22 protein-coding genes and 1 pseudogene are annotated in these 19,637 nt (G+C 70.6%); 7 read left to right on the top strand and 16 right to left on the bottom strand.

The window, feature by feature from the left end:
* Window positions 1-192: pseudogene (locus tag Q2100_RS16285) on the bottom strand (alpha/beta hydrolase); the annotation flags it as partial.
* A gap of 221 nt (window positions 193-413) precedes the next feature.
* On the opposite strand from Q2100_RS16285, the gene Q2100_RS16290 reads away from it, so the two are divergent.
* Window positions 414-2,513, top strand: coding sequence for an elongation factor G-like protein EF-G2 (locus Q2100_RS16290; RefSeq protein ID WP_302914921.1), 2,100 nt, complete (start codon window positions 414-416; stop codon window positions 2,511-2,513).
* A 31-nt stretch (window positions 2,514-2,544) separates the two neighbouring features.
* Here the strand turns inward: Q2100_RS16290 and Q2100_RS16295 are convergent, their stop codons facing one another.
* Entirely contained in the window at window positions 2,545-3,102 is a 558-nt protein-coding gene (locus Q2100_RS16295; protein WP_302914922.1) for a carboxymuconolactone decarboxylase family protein, read from the bottom strand.
* Between the two features lie 233 nt (window positions 3,103-3,335).
* On the opposite strand from Q2100_RS16295, the gene Q2100_RS16300 reads away from it, so the two are divergent.
* Complete coding sequence (locus Q2100_RS16300; RefSeq protein ID WP_407667634.1) at window positions 3,336-4,550, top strand: MCE family protein; 1,215 nt, start codon at window positions 3,336-3,338, stop codon at window positions 4,548-4,550.
* Window positions 4,551-4,558: 8 nt separating this feature from the next.
* Here the strand turns inward: Q2100_RS16300 and Q2100_RS16305 are convergent, their stop codons facing one another.
* From Q2100_RS16305 to Q2100_RS16335, 7 genes are all read right to left on the bottom strand, one after another.
* Window positions 4,559-5,446, bottom strand: a complete 888-nt coding sequence (locus Q2100_RS16305; RefSeq protein ID WP_302914937.1) for a DMT family transporter — start codon at window positions 5,444-5,446, stop codon at window positions 4,559-4,561.
* 129 nt (window positions 5,447-5,575) lie between these two features.
* The gene (locus Q2100_RS16310; RefSeq protein ID WP_264013791.1) at window positions 5,576-5,848 is read right to left on the bottom strand and encodes a hypothetical protein; all 273 of its coding nucleotides are present in this window, start codon (window positions 5,846-5,848) and stop codon (window positions 5,576-5,578) included.
* Window positions 5,849-5,963: 115 nt separating this feature from the next.
* The gene (locus Q2100_RS16315) at window positions 5,964-6,659 is read right to left on the bottom strand and encodes a histidine phosphatase family protein (protein ID WP_302914924.1); all 696 of its coding nucleotides are present in this window, start codon (window positions 6,657-6,659) and stop codon (window positions 5,964-5,966) included.
* Window positions 6,660-6,742: 83 nt separating this feature from the next.
* Complete coding sequence (locus Q2100_RS16320) at window positions 6,743-9,073, bottom strand: MMPL family transporter (protein WP_302914925.1); 2,331 nt, start codon at window positions 9,071-9,073, stop codon at window positions 6,743-6,745.
* 97 nt (window positions 9,074-9,170) lie between these two features.
* The gene (locus tag Q2100_RS16325; RefSeq protein WP_302914926.1) at window positions 9,171-10,037 is read right to left on the bottom strand and encodes a hypothetical protein; all 867 of its coding nucleotides are present in this window, start codon (window positions 10,035-10,037) and stop codon (window positions 9,171-9,173) included.
* A gap of 33 nt (window positions 10,038-10,070) precedes the next feature.
* Entirely contained in the window at window positions 10,071-10,322 is a 252-nt protein-coding gene (locus Q2100_RS16330) for a hypothetical protein (protein WP_302914927.1), read from the bottom strand.
* Window positions 10,323-10,324: 2 nt separating this feature from the next.
* Window positions 10,325-11,233 (bottom strand): oxygenase MpaB family protein, encoded by a 909-nt coding sequence (locus Q2100_RS16335; RefSeq protein ID WP_302914928.1) that lies wholly within the window; start codon window positions 11,231-11,233, stop codon window positions 10,325-10,327.
* A gap of 181 nt (window positions 11,234-11,414) precedes the next feature.
* On the opposite strand from Q2100_RS16335, the gene Q2100_RS16340 reads away from it, so the two are divergent.
* Genes Q2100_RS16340 through Q2100_RS16350 form a run of 3 tightly spaced genes read left to right on the top strand, consistent with a single transcriptional unit; the run spans window position 11,415 to window position 12,949 of the window.
* Window positions 11,415-11,639 (top strand): hypothetical protein, encoded by a 225-nt coding sequence (locus Q2100_RS16340; protein WP_264011630.1) that lies wholly within the window; start codon window positions 11,415-11,417, stop codon window positions 11,637-11,639.
* Between the two features lie 37 nt (window positions 11,640-11,676).
* On the top strand, window positions 11,677-11,937 hold the full coding sequence (locus Q2100_RS16345) for a hypothetical protein (protein ID WP_302914929.1): 261 nt from the start codon (window positions 11,677-11,679) through the stop codon (window positions 11,935-11,937).
* A gap of 55 nt (window positions 11,938-11,992) precedes the next feature.
* Window positions 11,993-12,949, top strand: coding sequence for a TIGR03557 family F420-dependent LLM class oxidoreductase (locus tag Q2100_RS16350; RefSeq protein WP_302914930.1), 957 nt, complete (start codon window positions 11,993-11,995; stop codon window positions 12,947-12,949).
* Here Q2100_RS16350 and Q2100_RS16355 read toward each other — a convergent pair.
* The 7 genes from Q2100_RS16355 to Q2100_RS16385 form a co-directional block, all read right to left on the bottom strand.
* Window positions 12,946-13,821 (bottom strand): rhomboid family intramembrane serine protease, encoded by an 876-nt coding sequence (locus Q2100_RS16355; protein WP_264011627.1) that lies wholly within the window; start codon window positions 13,819-13,821, stop codon window positions 12,946-12,948. The genes Q2100_RS16350 and Q2100_RS16355 overlap by 4 nt on opposite strands.
* A gap of 2 nt (window positions 13,822-13,823) precedes the next feature.
* Complete coding sequence (locus Q2100_RS16360; RefSeq protein WP_264011626.1) at window positions 13,824-14,231, bottom strand: VOC family protein; 408 nt, start codon at window positions 14,229-14,231, stop codon at window positions 13,824-13,826.
* Between the two features lie 44 nt (window positions 14,232-14,275).
* On the bottom strand, window positions 14,276-14,701 hold the full coding sequence (locus tag Q2100_RS16365) for a nuclear transport factor 2 family protein (RefSeq protein WP_269895975.1): 426 nt from the start codon (window positions 14,699-14,701) through the stop codon (window positions 14,276-14,278).
* A gap of 4 nt (window positions 14,702-14,705) precedes the next feature.
* Complete coding sequence (locus Q2100_RS16370) at window positions 14,706-15,902, bottom strand: cytochrome P450 (RefSeq protein WP_302914931.1); 1,197 nt, start codon at window positions 15,900-15,902, stop codon at window positions 14,706-14,708.
* Between the two features lie 84 nt (window positions 15,903-15,986).
* A complete protein-coding gene (locus tag Q2100_RS16375) occupies window positions 15,987-16,388 on the bottom strand; it encodes an STAS domain-containing protein (protein ID WP_302914932.1) in 402 nt (133 codons plus the stop codon).
* Window positions 16,389-16,473: 85 nt separating this feature from the next.
* Window positions 16,474-16,932, bottom strand: a complete 459-nt coding sequence (locus tag Q2100_RS16380) for an ATP-binding protein (RefSeq protein ID WP_302914933.1) — start codon at window positions 16,930-16,932, stop codon at window positions 16,474-16,476.
* A gap of 49 nt (window positions 16,933-16,981) precedes the next feature.
* Entirely contained in the window at window positions 16,982-17,326 is a 345-nt protein-coding gene (locus tag Q2100_RS16385; protein ID WP_302914934.1) for an STAS domain-containing protein, read from the bottom strand.
* Between the two features lie 174 nt (window positions 17,327-17,500).
* On the opposite strand from Q2100_RS16385, the gene Q2100_RS16390 reads away from it, so the two are divergent.
* Both Q2100_RS16390 and Q2100_RS16395 read left to right on the top strand, forming a co-directional pair.
* Window positions 17,501-18,811: a PP2C family protein-serine/threonine phosphatase gene (locus Q2100_RS16390; protein ID WP_302914935.1), complete on the top strand. Its 1,311-nt coding sequence runs from the start codon at window positions 17,501-17,503 to the stop codon at window positions 18,809-18,811.
* On the top strand, window positions 18,808-19,637 hold an 830-nt coding region (locus tag Q2100_RS16395; RefSeq protein ID WP_302914936.1), incomplete at its 3' end, for a cobalamin B12-binding domain-containing protein. The genes Q2100_RS16390 and Q2100_RS16395, both read left to right, overlap by 4 nt.

A 19,637-nucleotide genomic window follows, 5' to 3' on the forward strand; every position in this document is an offset into this window, starting at 1 on the left:
CAGCGGCCACAGCGCCCCCGACCAGCCCCCGCCGCCGTGGATCACCAGCACCCGGACCGCGGCGCCGGGGGCGGCGGCCCGCGCGATGTGCACGGTGCGGCCCCGCCACGGCCACCACGTCGGGGTCGGCGCGGTCATCGGTTCGGGACGGAATCCGGCGGGCAGGAAGCGGGCGTAGTCGCGGTGATCCATGTGTCAAGCTTCAATCGCGTTTCCTGACAGCACAACTCGCGTTCGGCGTCGGTCATCGCTGTCGCCGTACGGCCGCTGGGCTGCCCTTTCACCGGAGACGGCGGGTGGTGTCCGGAACTGCTCACATTCGAGGACGTGCACCGGCCACCCTTGTGCTGCCGTTCCCATCGGAGAATTCTTGACGGTGCACCGGGCGACGCGGCCCGGGCGAAGGGATCGTCATGGCCGACAGGACGACAACCTCCCACGGCGGCGCCTCCGCCGTCGTCACCGCGGACCGGCCCGCGGCCATCCGCAACGTCGCCCTCGTCGGCCCCTCCGGTGCGGGCAAGACGACGCTCGTCGAGGCACTGCTGGTGGCCGGCGGTGTGCTCAACCGCGCCGGCTCGGTGACCGAGGGCACCACCGTGTGCGACAGCGACGAGGCGGAGATCGCCCAGCAGCGGTCGGTCGGCCTGGCACTGGCGTCGCTGCGGCACCGCGACGTCAAGATCAACCTGATCGACACCCCGGGGTACGCCGACTTCGTCGGTGAACTGCGCGCCGGCCTGCGGGCCGCGGACTGCGCGCTGTTCGTGATCCCGGCGAACGAGGGTGTCGACGAGCCGACGCGGTCGCTGTGGCTGGAGTGCAGCGCGGTGGGCATGCCGAGGGCGGTGGTGATCACCAAGCTCGACCACGCCAGGGCCAGCTACTCCGGCGCGCTGGCCGCCGCGCAGGATGCGTTCGGCGACAGGGTTCTCCCGCTGTACCTGCCTGCCGGCGACGGGCTGGTCGGGTTGCTCGCCCGCACTCCCGCCGACGACGACCGGGTCGGGGAGCTGCGCGGCGGCCTGATCGAGGGCATCATCGAGGAGTCCGAGGACGAGACGCTGATGGAGCGCTACCTCGGCGGCGAGGACATCGACGAGTCGGTGCTGATCGAGGACCTCGAGAAAGCCGTCGCCCGTGCGTCGTTCTTCCCGGTGATCCCGGTGTGCAGCACCACCGGCACCGGCACCCGGGAACTGCTCGACGTCGTCGCGCGCGGCTTCCCGTCGCCGCCGGAACACCTGATGCCGGAGGTGTTCACGCCGCAGGGCGCCGACCGCGCCGGGCTGTGCTGCGACCCGGACGGCCCGCTGCTCGCCGAGGTGGTGAAGACGACGTCGGATCCCTACGTCGGCAGGGTCAGCCTGGCCCGGGTGTTCTCCGGGACGATCAGGCCCGACATGACGGTGCACGTGTCGGGCCATTTCTCGTCCTTCTTCGGCGCCGGACCCGCGGACCACGACGACGACGATCGTGTCTGCGCGCTGTCCTTTCCACTCGGCCGCCAACAGCGCCCCGCCCCGTCGGTGATCGCGGGCGACATCTGCGCGATCGGCCGTCTCAGCCACGCCGAGACCGGAGACACGTTGTCCGGCAAGGACACTCCGCTGGTGCTCAAGCCGTGGACGATGCCCGAGCCGCTGCTGCCCATCGCGGTGGCGCCCCGCGCCAGGACCGACGAGGACAAGCTGGCGGTCGGCCTGGCCCGGTTGTCCGCCGAGGACCCCACCCTGCGCGTCGAGCAGAACCCCGAGACGCACCAGCTGGTGCTGTGGTGCATGGGCGAAGCGCACTCCCACGTCGTTCTCGATGCGCTGGCCCGCCGCTACGGCGTCACCGTCGACGTCGTGGAACTGCGGGTGCCGCTGCGCGAGACGTTCGGCGCCGCGGCGAAAGGCCACGGCAGGCACGTCAAACAGTCCGGCGGCCACGGTCAGTACGCGGTGTGCGACATCCAGGTCGAGCCGCTGCCCGCCGGTTCGGGGTTCGAGTTCGTCGACCGGGTCGTCGGCGGCGCGGTGCCGCGTCAGTTCATTCCCAGCGTGGAGAAGGGTGTCCGGGCGCAGATGGCCAAGGGCCTCACCGGCAACGGCGCAGCCGGATACCCGGTCGTCGACATCAGGGTGACGCTGGTCGACGGCAAGGCCCACAGCGTCGACTCGTCGGACTTCGCGTTCCAGACGGCCGGCGCGCTGGCGTTGCGCGATGCGGCATCGGCGACGAGCATCGCCGCGCTCGAACCGGTCGACGAGGTGTCGGTGCTGGTCCCCGACGATCTGGTGGGCGCGGTGATGAGTGACCTGTCGGCACGTCGCGGCCGGGTGCTGGGAACCGAGACCGTGGGCGGGGACCGCACGCTGGTGAAGGCGGATGTGCCCCAGATCGAGCTGACCCGCTACGCGATCGACCTGCGGTCGCTGTCCCACGGCGCCGGTTCGTTCACCCGTCGTTTCACGAGGTACGAGCCGATGCCGGAGTCGGCGGCCGCCAAGGCGCGCGCGGCGTGCTGATCGGGCGGCCCTGACTCAGGCGGTGCTGGTCTCAAGCGGAGGCCTGGTAGTGCTCCGGCTTGCCCGCCCACTCCTCCGGTTCGACGCCGAAGGTGTTCAGCGCGGTCGCCAGCACCCCGTATCCGCCCGCGGTGAACAGCAGGTCCATCCGCTGCCGGTCGTCGAGGTGCTCCCCCAGCGCCTCCCAGGTGCCCGGGGTGATCCGCGATCCGTCGTGGAGTTCGTCGACCGCCGCCAGCACGGCGCGGTCGAACGCGCCGGAGGCCTCTCCGGTGCGGGCGGCCTCGACGTCGGCGTCGGTGAGGCCGGCCTGCTTGCCGATCGCGACGTGGTGCACCCACTCGTAGCGGCACCCGTGGCGGTGGGCGACCCGCAGGATCGCCAGTTCCCGCTCGCGCGCCGGCAGCGACGAACCCTCCATCAGGTAGGTGTTGAACGGCAGGAACTTGCCCGCCAGTTCCGGGTGGCGCACGAGCGTCGCCAGTGCGTTCCCGGCGTCGGTGGGGTTGCGCCGCTCCGGCGACACGGTGCCGTCCAGGGCGCGGTCGGTGTCGTCGTCCCACTCGTCGGCCGGTAGTGGCGTCAGCATCGGGTGTCCTCTCGGCGTGGCTCTCGTTAGCCACTCTATGCATTGAGCCGCCGCCGCGGACGAGTGACCTGCGTCGCAGTGGCGGCGCTGCGTGATGTGTGCCGCACTGGCTTGCGGCAGACGGACGAGGGTTGAAAAAGTTAGGTCACTTTAACTGTCGGAATCGTCATTAACTTATATGCTGACGGCCGAGGTGACGACCATCCGGGGAGGAAGCACCTGTGGATACCGGCCTGCAAAAACGGTTCCGGCACTGGCGCTGGGATCCGCCCGTGAAGACGGCGAGCGTCATCACCATTCTGATCATGGTGGTGGTCCTGGTCTTGGTCTGGCTGCAGTTCCGCGGGTCGTTCACCCCGGTGACGCGCCTCACCGTGATGGCCGACCGCGCCGGCCTCAACACCGACCCGGGTTCCAAGGTCACCTACAACGGCGTGCAGATCGGGCGGGTGGCCGAGGTCGAGCCGGAGAGCGTCGGCAACGAACCGCGGGCCAGGCTGCTGCTCGACATCGATCCGGAGTACATGTCGCTCATCCCGGCCAACGTGGACGTCGACATCAAGGCCTCCACGGTGTTCGGCAACAAGTTCGTGTCGTTCTCGACGCCGGAGAACCCGGTGCCGCAGCGGTTGAACCCGGCCGAGGTGGTCGACGTGACCGGCGTGACCACCGAGTTCAACACGCTGTTCGAGACCGTGGTCGAGGTCGCCCAGCAGGTCGACCCGATCAAGCTGAACCAGACGCTGACCGCGGCGGCCGAGGCGCTCGACGGCCTCGGTGACCGGTTCGGTGAGTCGGTGGTCAACGGCAACGAGATCCTCGCCGACGTGAACCCGCAGATGCCCCAGCTCCGCCGCGACGTCCAGGGGTTGGCCGACCTCGGTGAGGTGTACGCCGACGCGGCGCCCGACCTGTTCGACGGGCTGGAGAACGCGGTGACCACCGCGCGCACCCTGAACCAGGAGCGCGGCAACCTCGATGCGGCGCTGATCGCCGCGGTCGGGTTCGGCAACACCGGCGGCGACGTGCTCGAGCGCGGCGGCCCGTACCTGGTCCGCGGGTCCGAGGACCTGATCCGCACCTCGGCGACGCTCGACGAGTACAGCCCCGCGCTGTACTGCACCATCCGCAACTGGCACGACAACGAGCCCAAGTTCACCGAGTTCAACGGCGGCAACGGCTATTCGGTGAACCTGCACAACACGCTCGTCGGCGCGGCCAACCCGTGGGTGTACCCCGACAACCTGCCGCGGGTGAACGCCAAGGGCGGCCCCGAGGGCCGTCCGGGCTGCTGGCAGAAGGTCACCCGCGACCTGTTCCCCGCGCCGTACCTGGTGATGGACACCGGCGCCTCACTCGCCCCGTACAACCACATCGAACTCGGCCAGCCCATCGCCATCGAGTACGTGTGGGGACGCCAGATCGGCGAGAACACGATCAACCCGTAACGGACCCGCTACGGCTGGCGCACCACGGCCTCGAGTTCGGCTTCGTAGGCGCCTTCCTCGCGGCCGAGGGCGATGGTCGCCGCCACCATCGCGGCGATCGCGACGATCAGGGCGACGGGCTCCCATCCGGTGATCGACAGGTGTTCGCCGAGCAGCACCGAGCCCAGCACGACGGCGACCGCTGGTTCGAGCACGAGCATCGTCGGCACCGAGGTCTGAAGCGAGCCCGCGTGGAAGGCCGACTGCTGCAACAGCGTCGCGCCCACACCGAGCAGGACGACGAGGTACAGCGCGGGCGTGGTCACCACCGCCTCCACCCGGCCCTCGGTGATGTTGTGCATGACGATCTTGGTGAGCACCGCCACCACACCGAAGAGCACCCCGACCGCGACGGCCAGCAGCACCGCGCGCCGCCAGTCGACGGCGCGGACCGCGATGGCGATGCAACCCAGCACCGCCGCGCCGCACACCACCGCCACCCCCACGGTCACCGGGACCGAGATGTCGTAGTCGCCCGCCTTGGCCTTGGCCAGCGCCACGAACACCGTCAGCGCGGCGGTCAGCAGCACCGCCCACAGCCATTCGGCGCGGCTGACCCGCCGGCCGGCCAGGCGTGCACTCAGCGGAAGCGCGAACAGCAGGGCGGACACGAGGATCGGTTGCACCAGGATCAGCGATCCGTAGCCGAGTGCCAGCGCCTGGAACACGAACCCGGCGACGGCGGATCCGGTGCCCGCCCACCACAGCGGGCGACGCACCAGCGTCATCAACATCAGGGTGCTGACGCCCTTCTCCGGTGGCACGTCCATCGTGGCGCGCTGCCGCACGACGATCCCGACCGCCATGAACACCGCTGCGAGCAGTGCGAAGAGCACCGCCAAACCATGGCCCACCAAGCCGCGCACCCCTTCCGGTCCTGCCGCCGTCGGCGGGCAGCACCCACCACCGTAGGCGGAGTGCGGCGCTGGGGCTCCGCGGGCGCGGGGGTCAGTCCGCGCGGAAGGTGGCGGGCAGCGCGGCGGGTATCAGCTGGCTTCGCGATCGGCGACCGGGCGCAGATGCGGCCGGGGCGCCGACGGCGCGATCCGGTCGTTGACGCCGGCCACCACCGAGTCGACGCGGGTCACCGCCTTGTCGCAGAGGCCGCGGACCCGGTCGCCCGCGGTGTCGACGTCGTCGGCGGCGCTGAGCAGGTATGCCCGCACGTTCAGCCGCAGTCGCTCGCCGCGCCGGCGGATCCCCTGGCGCAGGCGGTCGTCCACCTCGAGGTTGACGTATGGCAACAGCCGGATCTTCATGTGTGCTCCCGATCGTCGGATGCTTGGGCCAACCCTAACGCGCAGGTGGCCGACGGAGAAGATGACGTGGGGCGGACCAGCAACCGCACGGGGTGTGGCGTGGGTCACTCGGCGGTCAGGCCGGTGCGCCCTGCCATTCCGTGAGCGTCCAGCCCTGCTGCGGGCTGCCGGTGAGCACCACCCGGCCGGTGTTCTGCAGCGGCTCGCTGCGCAACAGCGACGGGTCCGGGTCGTCGACGTTCATCATCACCCACAACATGATCGCCGCCCCGTGCGAGAACGCGACGGGATGCCGGGCGCCGCTGTCGTGGATCTGGCGCACCGCGTCGTCGAAGCGGGCGTCGAACTCGTTGCCGTCCATCGATCCGGGGATGCGGGCCGACCGGTCGCCGGCCAGCCAGCGCTGCGGCGCCGAGAAGTAGTCCGCCGCATCGGCCTCGGGTAAGCCCTCGTACTTCCCCGCCTCCACCTCACGCAGACCGGGCAGCACCGTGATGGCTTCGCCGAGCGCCGCCGACATGGGTTGGGCCGTCTGCTGCGTGCGGACCATCGTCGAGGCGAAGACGGCGTCGTAGTCGTTGCCGCTCAGATGCGCCGCCGTGGCCGCCGCCTGCTCGCGGCCGAGTGCGGTCAGGCCCGGGCCCGGCGTCGACGTGTCGATCAGACCGGAGGCGTTGCCCTCGGACTGGGCGTGCCGGATGAACGTCAGCGTGATCGTCGCGGTGCCCGCCGTCGGGCCGCCCGCAACCGCCGACGGGGCGCCGGCGATGGTGATCGTCAGAGCGGCCAAAGCGGCGAGTATCCGACGCATCGCGAGCCTCCTCCTGCGCCGTCCGTGCGGCGTGTCGTCGACATTCTGCCGAACACTCGACGACACGCCGCACATTCGACCGGCTACACCCGGACCGGCGCGTCCTCACCTGCGTTGCGGGCCAGGCGGCGGTTCAGCTTGTCGCCCTCGATGTCGAGGTCGGGCAGGAAACCGGCCAGCCGCCGAGGCAGCCACCAGGCGCGGTCGCCCAGCATCGACATCACCGCGGGCACCACGGTCATCCGCACCACGAAGGCGTCGATCAGCACACCGAACGCCAGCGCGAAGCCCATCTGCTTGATCATCGGGTCGGCGTTGAACACGAAGCCCGCGAACACCGCCATCATGATCACCGCGGCCGCCGCGACCACCCGGCTGGCCTGGGCGAACCCGTGGGTGACCGCATCGTCGCCGCGGTGGCCGTGCACGTGGGCCTCCTTCATCGACGAGACCAGGAACACCTCGTAATCCATTGCCAGGCCGTACAACACGCCGATGACGATGATCGGCAGCAGGCTCAGGATCGGCCCGGTGGCGCTCAGCCCGATGAGCTGCTGGAACCAGCCCCACTGGAACAGCGCGGTGGTGGCGCCGAACGTCGCGATCACGCTGAGCAGGAAGCCCACCGTCGCCTTCACGGGCACCGCGATCGAGCGGAACACCACCAGTAGCACCAGCAGGGACAGGCCGACGACGACGGCGATGTACAGCGGGATCGCCTCGGCCAGCCGGTCGGTGGTGTCGATGCCCATCGCGGTCACACCGGTGACGCCGAGGTCGACGTCGCGCAGTTCCGACAGCGGTCCGGCGTGCGCCCGGATGTCGCGCACCAGCTGGGCGGTCGCGTCGTCCGTCGGTCCCGCGGTGGGCACCACCGAGAACACGGCGGTGTCGGCGGTGTCGCTGACGGTGCCCAGGCTCACCGACTCCACGCCGGGCATCCGGCGCAGGTCGTTGTAGGTGTCGACGAGGTCGGCCGTGGTGAGCGCCCCGCTCGCGGCCGGTTCGGCGATCACCACCAGGGGCCCGTTGAAGCCCGCGCCGTAGTGCTCGCCGACCAGGTCGTAGCTCGCCCGCTGCGGGGTGCCCTCGTTGTAGCTGCCACCGTCGGGCAGCCCGAGTGACATGTTGAGTGCGGGCACCGCGAGCAGGCCGGTGACGACGACGCCGGCGATCGCGACTGGCACACGGTGCCGCAGCACCGCTCCCACCCACGCCGAGGCGAACCGGTGGCTTCCGGTGTCGCTGTCGGACGCGGCGGCCTCGTCGCGGGCCTTCGCCGAGCAGATCCGCTCGCCGACCAGGCCGAGCAGCGCAGGCAGCAGCGTGATCGCGGAGGCCACGGCGACCACCACCGTCGCCGCGGCGGCCAGCGCCATCGGCGTCAGCAGCGAGATGCCGACCACGGTCAGCGCCACCAGCGCGATGACGACCGTGGTGCCCGCGAAGACCACTGCGCTGCCCGCGGTGCCGATGGCCCGCGCCGCGGCGTCGGCCGCCGACAGGCCGCGGTCGAGGATGAGGCGGCGCTGCCGGTTGACGATGAACATGGCGTAGTCGATCCCGACGGCGAGGCCGAGCATCAACGCCAGCACGGCCGTCATCGACTGCATGTTCACCAGGTGCGAGAACAGGAAGGTGCCGCCCACCCCGATCGCGACGGCGGTCAGCGCGGTCACCAGCGGCAGCCCGGCGGCCACCAGCGAGCCGAGCGTGATCACCAGGACGAGTGCGGCCACCATCACGCCGATGATCTCGCCGACACCGATGATCTCGGGCATCTGCAGCATGCTCGCCGACGGCAGCACCTCGATGCCGCTCTGCCCCAGCGCGTCCCGGGCGGCGTCCACGGTGTGCTCGATGGTGCCGGTCGGCAGCTCGGCGGTCTGCTTGTCGAAGGAGAACTGGTAGAGCGCGGCGGCGCCGTCGGCCGAGACCACCACACCGGGCACCGGTCGGCCGTCGACCAGCATCGGCTTCGGGGCATTCTCCGGCGCCGGCGCGTGCACCTGCGCCTGCGCGATGGCCGCCGACGCGGCGAGCGTCGGGCTGGCCGGGCCCTTGGCCAGTTCGGCCCTGGCGATCTCGTTCGGGTCGAGCACGTGGTCGCTGTGCGCGATGGCGTCGACGGCGGCCAGCACGGCGTCGCGGTGCGCCGGGTCGTCGATGCGGGCGCCTGCCGGCGCGGCGAACGCGATGAGGCCCTGCCCGCCGGACGCCTCCGGCATCCGCTCGGCCAGCTGGTCGATGACCTGCTGGGCGGGCGTGCCGTTGATGCGCATCTCGTTGGAGACCTTGGGCGGGTTGACCGCGAGAATGCCTGCCACGACGGCGATCAGCGCCAGCCACACGCCGATGACGTGCCAGGGCCGGGCGAAGGCGTAGCGGCCCAGCCGGTGCAGAAGTGTCGACATGTAAGTGAGAGTAGGCTCCCGATATGGGAGTCGGCTATCGTTTGTCGCCAAGCCCACGTGGGTCCCGCGGACATGACCCGGGACACATGGACGGTGGTCAGCCGCGGGTGAGGCCCCTCTTGGCCTCCTTCACCACGGCGCCCGCGTCGCGGCCGGCCTGCTTGGCTGCGGCGTAGGCCTGCTCGGCCTCCTCGAGCGCCTCTTCCGCCCTGGCCAGCCGGTTGCGCGCGTCGTCGCGCTTGAGTCGCGCGGTGGCCAGGTCGCTCTGCCGCTCGGCGATCGCCTCGTCGGCCTCGGCCTTCGCCCGTTCGGCGGCCGCGAGCACGGCCCTCGCCCGCTCGCGCCGCTCCCGCTCGGCCTTGTCCCTGTCTTCCTTGTCCCGGTCGGCGCCGTCCCTGTCGGCGCTGCCGTCGGGTGCGGGCGCAGGCGCGGGGGTGGCCTTCGACGTGGCCCTGCTGCCGCGCGCCGTCGTGGAGAGCTGCGAGATCTCGCCGAACTCGCCGAACCCCGACCACTGTTCGGCCTTGGCGAGTCGGCCGAGCCGGGCGGTGACGTCGGGATCCGCGACGGCCGCCTGCAGGGTGTCGGTGACGTCATCGCGCAGCGCCGCCGACGGGTCGGCGATGCCCGCGACCCGGAACGCCGTGCGGGTCAGCTCCACGACGAGACGGCGCTGCTCGCCGGAGAACTGCCTTATGCGCTCACCGTCCATCGTGGAGTGCGCGCTGCGCAGCCGCTCCCCCAGATCGGTGAGCCGCGACCTGATCTCGGGGTCGTCGTGGATCAGCCGGTTGACCACCCACGCCGAGGTGGTCGGCTTGCGTGACGCCGAGATCGCCTTGGCCCCTTCGGCGTCACCGCCCTGTTTGGCCTTCTTGGCCAGCTCTGTCCGCAGCGCGGTGAACTCTTCGGGCGCCGCCCGGTACAGCTCGTCGATCGCCTGATCGGTCGCACTGTCGGCCATCGGGCCATGATCCCGCGCCGGGCCTGGCGAATGCTAGACCGCCGCGCACACCTCTGGCGCGAGCAGCAGCACTGGCCAGTAGAGCACCGACTCGCCGAAGGCCACCAGATTGGCGCCCGCAGGCAGCGTGGCCTGCAGTCGCAGCTCGGCGAGCCGGGCGAACTCCGGCTGGAAGAAGGTGAACCCGATGCCGATCGCGAGATACGGGATCGCGAGCCACATGCCCAGCTCGAGCAATCCTGCGACGGTCAACTCGCGGGCGAGCAGGCGGCGCAGCGTGTCCATGGTCAGATCAGCGGGCGGTGGCGGCGGATGCGGCGGCGGACGTCGGCGAGCAGCACCAGACTGCCGCCCTGCCGGATGAACGGCGGAAGAAACCGATTGACGAGAGCGACTGTCCGGAAGAGCCTTTCGAACCATCGCTGCTCGGCGTCACTCCACCGCACCCCCATGGCGTCGCGGAACACGGGGGCGAGGAAGCCGATGGTGAGGAATCTCAGCAGGCGCCGTGACGTCACCCGCAGCGGCGCCCGGATCATCTGCAGGTCGATCAGGTCCTCGAGGTAGGCGCGCACCGTGTCGTCGACGGCCACGCGTGCGCAGGCGGTGTTCCAGTACTCGTCGAAACCGGCTCGGCTGGGCGGCCATTGGTCCTCGGTGACCTGAAGGGTGGTGCCGAGCGTCCACGCCGAGCGGTAGAACTGCTCGGATTGCTCGGGGGTCATCTCACCGCGCAGCAGCTGGTAGGTGTCCTCGAGCCCGACGAAAAGGCATGCGGCGACCCACATCTGCAGGTCGCGGTCGAAGGCGTTGTAGCGCACCGCACTTTCCGGCTCCGACTTGACGTGGCGGTGGGCGCCATTGACGGCCTCCCGCATCGCCGCCCGGTCGGCCTCCGTGCCGAGGATCGCGACCGCGAGGTACTGGAACGTCGTCCTGGCCCGCTTCCACGGATGCTTGAGCAGGTTGCCGGAGTCCACCTTGCTCTCCACCACGCCGTAGCCGACCCCCGGCGAGGAGAGTTGCATGATCACGTTGGCCGCGCCCGCCGCGAACGACCAGAAATCCATCGCGTCGGCCACGGTGACGGGTTCGTCGGACCAGCGCGCGGTGCGGCGCCTGATCGTGATGCGGGTGTCACTGCTGGTCAACACGCGGTCCTCGACTGTCGGCTGGCTCTCCCCCGGCACTGCCATGTCCGTCAGCGTGCCACACCGGCGGCGCACACGGGAACACATTCTCACGAAAACAGCCGTACACATCGACGTCGCACCGGCGCGGTATTCGACTGACAACAGCGGTTCTCATCCGTGTGATCCGCCCCGTGAGTCACGAACGCCCGTTAACATTCCGGTGGAGTGGATGGAGGGGACACCGATGGAGACCAAGCTTCGTCAGCTGCTGGCCTACAAGCTCAGCATCGCCGAGTTGATCGGCATCGCACTGCTGCTCGGCACGCCGTACCTGATCGTCGGCGTCATCTGGTCGAGCACCCACACCGAGCACCTGCGCGGCATGGAGGGCGCCGACCTGGCGATCTCGTTCCTGGGCTCGATCGCGTCCTGGCCGGTGCTGCTGTTCTCCAATGTCTGTATGACCTGAGCGTGCATGCCCCGAGCCGTCGGCTACCGTCGGGGCCATGTCCAACGTTGCCAACGATCCGATCGACGACGTGGCCGAGGGCGACGTCGTCGACGTCGACCGCGGGTCCGGTTCACAGCCGTACCAGGTGGTGTTCAAGAGCGCCGACGAGACGCCGGAGGGGACCGTCTTCACCGTCACGTTCCAGGACACCGACGGCGAGACCTTCCAGCAGGAGTATCCGGCGGGCACGGTGGTCGCCCGCTCGCTGGAGAGCAAGTGGGAGTCCCCGCAGAGCCCGACGCAGCACAACGGGTAGCGCACACAGCGCGGGATCAGGCGTAGCCGCGGCCGCGGCGGGTACCCCCCGCGCCATGGCGAAGATCGGATACTTCCTCTCGTGTGAGCAGTACACCCCTGCCGAACTGGTGGACCAGGCCAAGCGTGCGGAGGCCGCGGGCTTCGAGTCCCTGTGGATCTCGGACCACTTCCACCCGTGGAACGACGAACAGGGCCAGAGCCCGTTCGTGTGGGGAGTCATCGGTGCGCTGTCACAGGTGACGTCGCTGCCCGTCGCGACCGGCGTCACCTGCCCGACCATGCGCATCCATCCCGCGATCATCGCGCAGGCCGCCGCCACCGCCGCCGTCCAGCTGGACGGCCGGTTCGTGCTGGGGGTCGGCAGCGGGGAGGCGCTCAACGAGCACGTGCTCGGCGACCACTGGCCGTCGGTCGGGGTGCGGCTGGAGATGCTCGAGGAGGCCGTCGACGTGATCCGGCTGCTGCACGGCGGCAAGGAGATCAGCCACCACGGCCTGCACTACGAGGTGCAGGAGGCCCGCATCTACACGCTGCCCGAGCAGCCGGTGCCCATCTACGTCTCGGGTTTCGGCCCGCAGGCCGCCGAGCTGGCCGGCCGCATCGGCGACGGCTTCGCCACCACGATGGCGGACGCCGAGCTCATCAAGACGTTCCGCGACTCCGGTGGCGGCGACAAGCCGGTGCAGGCGGGCACCAAGGTCAGCTGGGACCGCGACGCGGAGAAGGGCCTCGACGCCGCGCACCGGCTGTGGCCGAACGAGAGCCTGCCCGGCCAGCTCGCCCAGACACTCCCGCGCCCCGGCGACTTCGCCGACGCCGGCGCTCTGGTGCCGCGGGAGAAGGTCGCCGAGTCGGTGACATGCGGCCCGGATCCCGACAAGCACGCCGCACAGGTGCGCCAGTACCTCGACGCCGGGGTCGACGAGGTCTTCGTCCAGCAGATCGGACCGGACCTCGACGGCTTCTTCGAGTCCTGGCAGCGCGACGTGCTGCCGCAGCTGCGGTCCTAGCGCAACGGGCCGCCGAACAGGTCGAGCAGTTCGCCGGTGCGCCACCAGACCAGCGCCGCCAGCACCACCAGGACCGCTGCCGTCACTCCGGCCTGGATCAGGTCGCGCCGCTCGCGGGGGGCGTAGGCGTACGCCGCGGCCACCGCCGCACCGGTGACCAGCCCGCCGATGTGGCCCTGCCAGCTGATGCCCTGCGAACTGATCAGCGGGTATACGAACGTGAACACGAGGTTCAGCACGATTATCGCCGCGATCCCGCGAATGTCCATGTTGAGCCGCTTCGCCACCACGAACGTCGCGCCGAACAGGCCGAACACCGCGCCGGATGCGCCCGCGGTGCCGGTGTTGAGCGGCGAGAGCAGGTAGACGAGCACCGAGCCGCCCAGTGCGCTCAACCCGTAGAGCGCGCCGAAGCGCAGCCGGCCCAGCGCCGCTTCCAGCTGGGGTCCCACGAAGTACAGCGCCAGCATGTTGAACAGCAGGTGGGTGATGCCGTAGTGCAGGAACGCCGAGGTCCCCAGCCGCCACCACTCGCCGGACGCGACTCCCGGCGCCCACAGCACGAGCTCGCGCTCGAGTTCGGGCATGGCGGTCTGCAGCACGAACGCCAGCACGTTGACCGCGATGAGCACGTAGGTGACCATCGGCTTGGTGGCGCCGGCGCGGCCGCCGAACGGGGTGCGCACCGGTCGCACCGTCCTGGCGCCCGCGTTCACGCACTCGACGCACTGATGGCCCACCGCCGCGGAGCGCATGCACTCACCGCAGATGTACCGCCCGCAGCGGTTGCACCGCACGTAGGTCTGCCGGTCGGGATGGCGGTAACAGGTCGGCGTCTCGGCCGGCGACTGCTGCGGATACGGGTAGGCCATGGTTACAGCGTCCCGAACAGTTCGATCCAGTTGCCGTCGGGGTCGGCGACGAACATCCAGCCCATCCCCGGCACCGGCGCGAACTCGGTCAGCGGTTCGACGATGTCGTAGGGCGACGCGGCGAACTCCTCGGCGACGGCGCGCAGGTTCTGCACCCCGATCGTGACGTACCGGACGCCGGCCTGGGCCCGCCCGCCGCCCGGCGCCGCGGGTTGCGGCGGCGGCGGGCTGTACGTCACCAGCTTGAGCACGCCGTTGCCCAGCGTGTAGCGCCGCTGACTGCCGCCGGGGAACTCGAGCTCCCCCTGGAACTCCAGTTCGAGGAAGCCTTCGTAGAACGCCACCATGGGGTCGGGATTCGTGGTCACCAGGCCGACTTCGATGCCGGGGGTGAGCAGATCGAACTTCACCTACGCCATTGTCCCGGTCGGCGGGCGAGCTGCGCGCGCGGCCGTCAGGACCCGGGGGTGGTGAACTCCATGATCAGCCGGGTCAGTCGCAGCGCCTTGATCCGCCACGCGCCGTCCTGGCGGACCCAGCGCTCGTGGTAGTGCCCGTAACCGGTGAGCGCGGGACCGTTCTCCCACACCACCCGGTCCTGCATGGCCCACACGACGGTGGCCTCGTCGCCGTCGACCTCGATCAGCGGCGTGTGCACCTGGTGGGCGGAGCGGGCGTTGGTCAGCGAGGACCGGATCATGTCGACGGCGGCGTCGCGGCCGGTGATGACGGGCACGCCGGTGCCGCCGTCGCTGACGTCGAGTTCCATGTCGTCGGTCATCAGGTCGCCGAACCCCGCCCAGTCGCGGGTGTCCAGGGTGTAGCAGTAGCGGCCCTTGGCGTGGGTGAGGGCGAGGAAGTCCTCGGGAGTCGTCGTCATCGGTCTAGGACACCACGATCCGCAACCGCTCCCAGCCCCGGACCGTGGATGTCGGCGCGAGCTCCATGCTGTCGTGGTCGATGCCCCACTCGGGCCACCGATTGAGCAGCTCGTCGAGCGCGATCCGGCCTTCCAGGCGGGCGAGATTCGCGCCGAGGCAGTAGTGCACGCCCTTGCCGAAGGTCAGGTGGCTGATGTTGTCGCGGCCGATGTCGAACGTATCGGGGTCGCGGTAGCGGCGCGGGTCGCGGTTGGCGGCGCCGAACAGCAGCAGGATGGCGCTGCCCGCGGGCACCGTGGTGCCGTGCAACTCGTGGTCGCGGGCCAGGTAGCGCGCGACGTGCGGGCCGGTCGGCTCGAATCGCAGCGTCTCGTCGATCGTACGGTTGAGCAGCGAGCGGTCCTCGGCGACCCGGCGGCGCTGGTCGGGGTTCTCGGCGAGCACCTTCGCCAGCCAGCCGATCAGCCTGCCGGTGGTCTCGTTGCCCGCACCGGCGACCACCTGCGTGTAGTGCAGCACCTCCTTGCGGGTCAGCTTGCGGGTGACGCCGTCGGCGTCGGTGAACTCCACGTTGAGCAGCGCCGTCATCAGGTCGTCGGAGGGGTTGTGCGAGCGCCACTCGACGTAGTCGGCGTAGATGCGGCCGTCGGCGATCCTGTCGGCGGCGACCACCTTCATCGGCGCGCCGCGCTGGGTGCGCAGGTTGGCGTCGTTGGCGTCGCGCACCGAGACCTGTTCGGACTCGGGGATTCCCAGCAGCATGCCGATCACCCGCATCGGCATCATGGCGGCGAGCTCGGCGATGATGTCGAAGCCGTCGGTGCCTACGTGCGGGTCGAGGCAGCTGATGCAGAACCGGCGGATCTGGTCCTCGATCTCGGCCATCCGGCGCGGCGTGAACACCCGCGACATCAGGCCGCGCAGCATGCTGTGCACGGGCGGGTCCTCGAACATCATCACGCCCTCGGGCATGTCGAAGTCGGACTGGACGAGTTCGAGGATGTCGCTGCGGGAGTTCGAAAACGTCTGCCAGTTCGACAGCGCGTCCTCGACGTCGGCGTGCCGGGAGATGGCCCAGAAGTCGTAGCGCTCGTTGTAGTAGAGCGGCGCCTCCTCGCGCAGCCGCGCGTAGGTCGGGTAGGGATCGTTGACGATGTCGATGGAGTAGGGGTCGTAGTAGACCGCGGCGGCGGTGGTCATCGTGGCTCCCTGCTTGCACTGAGCGATCGCTCAACAATGCGTCCCGTGTATGACTAGCAGCCCGCAGGCAGGGCGGTCAACGGTTCAGGCGGTCGCGCCGCGGGCCCGTTCGGGCATCGACCGCGGGATCAGGCCCACCGGGTCGCACAGGTCGAGGACGCGGCTCACCGCGCGGCTGGGCACCACATGCCACGTGGCGTCACTGCGGGTCAGGTGGGCGTTGACGGCGTGCAGGGCGGCGATGCCGTCCACCGCGATGAAGTCCAGGTCGGTGAGGTCCAGCGTGACGGAACGGGCGTCCGCGGGAATCGCCTCGTACACCGCGACCGCGAAATCCTTGGCGTTGGCGGCGTCCACCTCGCCGCACACCCTCACCGTCGTGCGCCGCGACGCCCCGCGTCCGCGGGTACTGCCGGCAGCCGCGACCCGCGATGCGGTCGGCGGCCGGCACGCGGGTGCCTGACCGTGCAGGTATGCGATCGTCACGGAGTGACTCCATCAGCAGGGGGCCCGGTGGGCATCTCGTTCCCACTGCAACGAGTAACCAAACCTCCGGCGGGAAAAATTTCCGTCAGACCGACGCGACCGGGCGCAAGGTGGCGGCGCACCCGTCGAATCCCAGATACACCCGGGTGCCCTGTGGCGACGGGTCGATGGCGAACCGGTCGGCGAGTGCCCGCATCAATGGGATGCCGCGGCCCCGCGCGGACGCCTTCGAGGCGGGTGCGGCCTCCCGCCACGTCCCGCGGTCGGCGACGGTGACGGCCAGGACGCCCGGTCCCTCACGACGGGCCTGCAGGCAGAACGTCCGGTCCCGCCCGCCGTCCCGGTAGGCGAACTCGGCGGCGTTAGCCATCGCCTCGTTCACCGCGAGAACGATGTCGCTGTAGCGGACCGCGTCCAGCCGGAAACCGTTGCGCAGCCAGCGGGAGAATTCCTCCCTCAGGCTGCTCACCGCACCGGCTTCGGCTGCGGCGGTCCGGACGAAGGCGGCGTCGGCGGTGTCGGTCAGCGAGTCTGCGAAAGCCATGGTCTTCGTTGGCTACCCGCTTCCCCGCGGAGTCACTCCCCGCGGCAGGTCACGATGCGATGTGATCCAGGGCATCGTCCAGTGTCGGGAACAGCGTGATCAGATCGGTGAGGCCGGTGATCTTGAGTGGTCTGCTGGTCGCCGGACCGTCGGCGACGACGGCGAACCGGACCGCGGGCGTGACCTCGTTGTGGGTGTTGACCAGTACCTGCATCCCGGCGGAGGCGAGGAATTCGACGTCGGTGAGGTCGATGATCACCGCGGTGGGCGCCTGCGCGACGACCGCCCGCACCTTATCGGTCAGCGCCGGTGCCGTCAGCATGTCGATCGCGCCGGACGCGCGCACGACGACGACGCTGCCGAGCCATTGCTCGCGATGGTCTTCAGCCGTCACAGCCCACCTCGTCTCGGCGCCGTCGACGACGCACACAACTTCACAGGAGGCTTCAGGCTGAACCCGGGAATCGTCGCCACCGGACCCGCGGGGATCGGGCGACGGATCACAGCGTATCCGACCGATCTGCTCGTGAAGTGATCAGGCGGGCGAGTGCGGCTACGGTGAAAGGCGATGGCGAGTAACCGGATGGCGCAGCAGCCGTCGGCGATCCAGGCGGAATTGGCCGCTGCGGCGCAGCGTCGCGGGCTGATGGACTCCATCGAGGTCAATCTCGCCGGTTCGCTCAACTACCGCAGGACGGTGCTGCGGGTGCTCAGCCTCATCCGCCCCGCGATCGCCGACTGGGCCGCACTGGTGATGCCCGACAACCGCACCGGCGGACTCGAGGTGCACGGCGGCGACGACGTCGCGTTCACCGAGGTGGTGCCCCGGTCGGTGATCGACGGCCTTGCCACGGACCGGGTGCTGCGCACGGGCCACCGCGAGCTCCTGCACTTCGGGATCGGGGCGGACGCGACCGGCGCCGCCGAGCACGGGATGTTCGGCATCATCCGGCATCCCCGGCTGCGCGAGCAGGTGGACGCCCTGCGACCGGCCGACGTGCTGTTGCTCGGGTTGACCGCCCGCGGGGCGACGGTCGGCGTGCTGATGATGACCCGCGGGCAGGGCCGCGGATTCGACGGCGAGGAGGTGGCGTTCGCCGAGCGGGTCGCCTCCCGCGCGGCGGTCGCACTGGACTCGGCCCGGCTCTACGAGGAGCGGGGGCGGGTGGCGTCGATTCTCCAGCGCAGCCTGCGGCCGCCCGCACTGCCCGAGGTGGGTGACATGCGGCTGGCGGCGCGGTACCGGCCCTCGGCCGAGCATCTCGAGATCGGCGGGGACTTCTACGACGTGTTCGGGGCCGACGGCGACTGGCTGCTCGCGCTCGGCGACGTCTGCGGCAAGGGCGTCGAGGCCGCCGCGCTGACCGGTCAGACCCGCCAGAGTCTGCGCACCGCAGCATATTTCGACCCGCGGCCCGCCGTGGTGCTCGGTGCCCTGAACCACGTGCTGTGGGATCCGGGCTCCGACCAGTTCGTCACGGTGGCGTGCGCGCGCGTCAGGACGTCCGCCGACGGCGGGGCCGACGTCGAGATCGCGGTGGCGGGCCACCCGGCCCCGATCGTGCTGCGCGCCGGTGGCGTCGTCGAGCAGGTGGAGATCTTCGGCACCGCGATCAGGCTGGCGCCGCAGGCGAAGTACCGCACCGCGACGCTGCGCCTGGAGCGCGGCGACACCCTGCTGATGTTCACCGACGGGGTCGACGAGGCCCGCGGCGCCGACGGCTTCTACGGCGTCGACCGGCTGACCGCCCTGCTGCCCGCATACGCCGGGGCCGCGCCCGATGTGGTGTGTGAGGCCATCGAGCAGGACGTCATCGAATTCGTCGACGGCGGCCCGCACGACGACATCGCGCTGCTCGCGGTGACGTGCGGGAGGTGAACACCGCCGTCCTGACGGACGCACTGAACAGTTACGAGGACGCCCTTTCGGCCAACGACGCCGTGGCCGCGACGACGCTGGTGACACGCCTGCTGGCCGACGGCGCCGATCCGGTGGCGGTGCTCACCGACGTGGTCGCCACCGCGCAGCGCACCGTCGGGTCCCGCTGGCAGCGCGGCGAGTGGACGGTCGCCGAGGAGCACGCCGCCACCGCGATCGCCGTCGCGGCGACGACGGCGGTGGCCGGGCACGTCCGGCAGGTGCCGGTCACGCACGGCCGCGTCCTGGTGGCGTGCGCGGAGCGGGAGTGGCACGCGCTGCCCGCGATGATCATCGCCTGCGCGCTGCGCGCCAACGGCTGGGACAGCACGCTGCTCGGCGCGGCCACGACGCCGTTGCGGCTCAGCCAGCACCTGCAGGACCTCGGGCCCGACGCGATCGCGGTGAGCTGCTCGGTGCTGGCTTCGCTGCCGACGACGCGGCGGTTCATCGAGGCGGGCACCGGCGCGGGGGTGCCCGTCGTGGTCGGCGGACCTGCGTTCGGCTACGACGACGTCCGGGCCACCGCGCTCGGGGCGACGGCATGGGCGCCGGACGCCCACGGCGCCGTGGCGGTGCTGGCCGGCCTGCCCGCGGTGGTGCCGCCTGCGACCCCGCTGCCCGCCGACGCCGTCGCCGAGCAGTCTGCACTCGATCTCGACCACCGCCGGCTGGTTGCGATGCTGCGCGACCGCTGGTCACCGACCCGCGAGGTGGGCGCCGACAGCCGGGTGCTCGAGGTCGCAGGCGACGCCCTGCACCAGGCGCTGCACGCGGTGGCGGCCGC

Origin of the sequence: Mycolicibacterium arseniciresistens (genome assembly GCF_030519285.1) — a bacterium.
In the GTDB taxonomy this organism is placed as follows: Bacteria; Actinomycetota; Actinomycetes; order Mycobacteriales; family Mycobacteriaceae; genus Mycobacterium; species Mycobacterium arseniciresistens.